General features: G+C 61.8%; 4 protein-coding genes. All 4 read left to right on the top strand.

What is annotated here, in order from left to right; genetic code table 11:
- A partial coding sequence (locus DBR24_RS13295; RefSeq protein ID WP_305888970.1) for an SRPBCC family protein occupies positions 1-644 on the top strand: 644 nt, incomplete at its 5' end.
- Positions 625-1,110, top strand: coding sequence for an aromatic-ring-hydroxylating dioxygenase subunit beta (locus DBR24_RS13290; protein WP_123466355.1), 486 nt, complete (start codon positions 625-627; stop codon positions 1,108-1,110). The genes DBR24_RS13295 and DBR24_RS13290, both read left to right, overlap by 20 nt.
- A gap of 19 nt (positions 1,111-1,129) precedes the next feature.
- On the top strand, positions 1,130-2,839 hold the full coding sequence (locus DBR24_RS13285; protein WP_128614990.1) for an NAD(P)/FAD-dependent oxidoreductase: 1,710 nt from the start codon (positions 1,130-1,132) through the stop codon (positions 2,837-2,839).
- A 29-nt stretch (positions 2,840-2,868) separates the two neighbouring features.
- The coding region (locus DBR24_RS13280; RefSeq protein WP_256591455.1) for an amidase family protein at positions 2,869-3,323 on the top strand (455 nt) is incomplete at its 3' end.

Here is a 3,323-nt window from a genome sequence, read left to right as displayed (position 1 = left end):
TTCGCTTGTGGAAAGACACCGGCGACCAGGGCAAGCCGCCGATGGCGGTCGAACTGTTCTCGCCGTTCATGGCGTCCTACGAGTTTTTCGCCGGCATGGGCATTCGGGTCTGGCCCAACGGCCACGGGCACACCGGGGTCAGCAACTCGATCCACAAGGCTTACACCGACATCCCGGGGTACTGGGAACTGATGGTGGAAAGCTACGGCGAAGACCAGGCCCGGGCGATCCTCGACGACACCCGCCACAACACCGTGTATTTCCCCAACCTGATGGTCAAGGGGCCGATCCAGACGCTGCGCGTGATCAAACCGGTCAGTGCCCGGGAAACCATCGTCGAGTCGTGGATCTTCGAGCTGCAAGGCGCCCCGGTGCAGTTGCTGGAAAGAACCGTGCAGTACAACAACCTGATCAACTCACCGTGTTCGATGGTCGCCCACGATGACGTGGAAATGTACGAGCGGGCAATGGAAGGGCTGGGCAGCGACGCCAACGAATGGGTCAACGTCGCCCGGCTGTTCACCCCGCACGAAGCCTATGCGCAGACCCAGGTGGTGTCCGGCACCAGCGAAATGGCGATGCGCAATTTCTATAACAGCTGGCAGCACTTGATGCGGGATGACCATGCAACACGATCAATCTAATCAGCACGCCATCGAGCAACTGATCGACACCGAACTGCACTTGCTCGACCAACAGGATTTCGACGCCTGGCAACAACTGCTCAGCGACGATTACACCTACTGGATTCCGATGACCCGCGAACAGCGCAGCCCGTTGCACGAGTCCTCGCTGGTGTATGAGGACCGCTTCCTGACCACGCTGCGCATCAACCGGCTGGCCAATGCGCGCAACTTTTCCCAGCAGCCCAAGAGCCGCTGCCTGCACATCGCGCAGCGTCCGCGGATCACGGTTGACGAGGCCTCGTTCAGCGCCTTCGCCAGTTCCAACATGCTCTATTGCGAGGCCCGCAGCGACAGTGAATGGCACTACCCGGTCACCGTCGAGCACCGACTGATCAATATCGACGGCACGTGGAAAATCCACGGCAAGAAGATTCTCTTGCTCAACCCCGCACGCGCCCTTGAAAGCCTGCAACTCATTATCTGATCGACCGAGAATTCCCCCTGTGAACCCTATTCCCAACGGCTCCAACCAGGCGTCCGCGTGCCTGTCTTTTCCCTACGTCGATCTGCTCTATGACTATGGCCAGTTCCTGCGCAATGCCGATGAAGCGATCGGTTACCTGCCGGCCGAATCCGCCGAAAAGCACATCGGCATCGTCGGTGCCGGCCTCAGCGGGCTGGTCGCGGCCTACGAATTGCTGCGCGCCGGTGCGCGCCGCGTCACCCTGTTCGAAGCCGAGCCGGAACACGTCGGCGGGCGCTTGCTGACCCAGTGCTTTGACGAAGAACAGCCACAATTCATCGCCGAAATGGGCGCGATGCGCTTTCCGCCCAGTGAAGTCGGGTTGTTTCATTACCTCAATCGTTTCGGTATCCAGACCACCGAAGCGTTTCCCGACCCGGGCGTCGTCGACACCGAAATCCACTACCGTGGCGAGGCCCATCACTGGGCGGCGCTGCAGCCACCGCCGGCGCTGTTCAGCACCGTGCACCAGGGCTGGGTGGCGTTTCTTCGCGAAGGCGTGACCCTCGATGACGGCACGTGCCTGGCACCGCCACTGCTGCTGACCGAACTGCTCAAACAGCACAACTACTGCGAAGTGCAGCCCGAGTGGCAACGCTACCTGGACTGCTTCGGCGACAGCTCGTTTTACTCGGCGATGGTGCGCATCTTCACCGGCAACAACCCTCCGGGTGGCAAGGCATGGCGCAAGCCCGAGGACTTCCACCTGTTCGGTTCGCTGGGGATTGGCTCCGGCGGTTTCCAGTCGGTGTACCGCGCCTCGTTCACCGAGATCCTGCGGCTGGTGGTCAATGCCCTGGAGGTCAATCAGCGGCTGGTGCCCAACGGCATTTCCTCGCTGGCCGAGCGAATTGCCGGCACCGCGTTCAATGGCATTGAGCTGCGCGACATGATCTGCCGCACGCGCATCGAGTCGATCAACAAGGGCGCCAACGGCGAAATCCTGCTGGCCGGCAGCAACGGCGAAACCTACGCCTGCGACCGGGTGATCACCACCACCACGACCCGTGCCCTGCAAGTGAACCTCAAGCTCACGCAGAACCAGGCCTTCGTCAATCGCGACGTGGCGCGGGCGATCAACGAAACCCACATGGTCGGCTCGTCCAAACTGTTCATCCTGACCAAGGACAAGTTCTGGCTCAAACACGGCCTGGCGCAAAACATCCAGACCGACACCCTGGTCAAGGGCGTCTATTGCCTCGACTACGCGCCGCACGATCCAGACTCGTGGGGCGTGGTGCTGATCAGCTACACCTGGGAAGACGACTCGCACAAGATGGTGTCGATGACCGACAAGGTGCAGCGCTGCCTGCGTCTGGTCGACGAACTGGCGATGAGCGCGCCGGAGTTTGCCAGCCACCTGCTGCCGCTGGACGGCGACTATCAGCGCTACGTTCTGGAATACGACTGGCTGACCGACAAACACGCGCTGGGCGCCTTCAAACTGAATTTCCCTGGCGACGACATTTACTCCGAGCGCCTGTTCTATCAGTTCCGCACTGCGCTCGATCCGAACCAGGACACCGGCCTGTACCTGGCCGGTTGCGGCGCCTCGTTCACCGGTGGCTGGGCCGAAGGCGCGATTCAAACCGCACTCAACGGCGCCTGTGCGGTGATCAGCAGTCTGGGCGGCGACCTGATTGCCGGTAACCCGCTCGACGACTTGCACTCGCAGTACCGCTACTGCTGATCCCGGCCCTTTCAACCCGAGAATTTTCCATGTACAGCCAGCTTTCCATTGAACAGCTCGTCAACGGATTTCGCAGCGGCCAGCACTGCCCGGACACCTGGCAGCAGGCCCTGCGCGAGCGTCATGCCCAGGTGCAACACCTCAACAGCTTCATCACGTTCGACCCGGCAGCGCTCAAGGCCGACGGTATCGCACGCGACAGCGCGCTGTACGGTTTGCCCGTGTCGTTCAAAGACAACATCAACGTCAGCGGCATGCCGACCACCGCCGGCACACCCGGCCTGGCCGACTATGTACCGCAGGTGGACGCCGGTATTGTCCAGCGCTTCAAACACCTCGGCGCGCGGGTGGTGGGCAAGAACAACATGCACGAACTGTCGTTCGGCGTGACGTCGGCCAATCACACCTATGGCGCCGTGCTCAACCCGGCCAATCAACGGCACAGTGCCGGCGGCAGCAGCGGCGGTTGTGCCGCCGCCGGCAC

It is taken from the genome of Pseudomonas sp. HMWF006 (genome assembly GCF_003061205.1).
GTDB classification, from domain to species: Bacteria; Pseudomonadota; Gammaproteobacteria; order Pseudomonadales; family Pseudomonadaceae; genus Aquipseudomonas; species Aquipseudomonas monsensis.
The sequence above is the reverse complement of the archived record's forward strand: the minus strand, read 5'-3'. Positions and strand labels throughout refer to the sequence as shown.

Bases quoted from the DNA above. Each gene is read 5' to 3' on its own strand.
- DBR24_RS13290 (WP_123466355.1), top strand. From the start codon at position 625: ATGCAACACGATCAATCTAATCAGCACGCCATCGAGCAACTGATCGAC.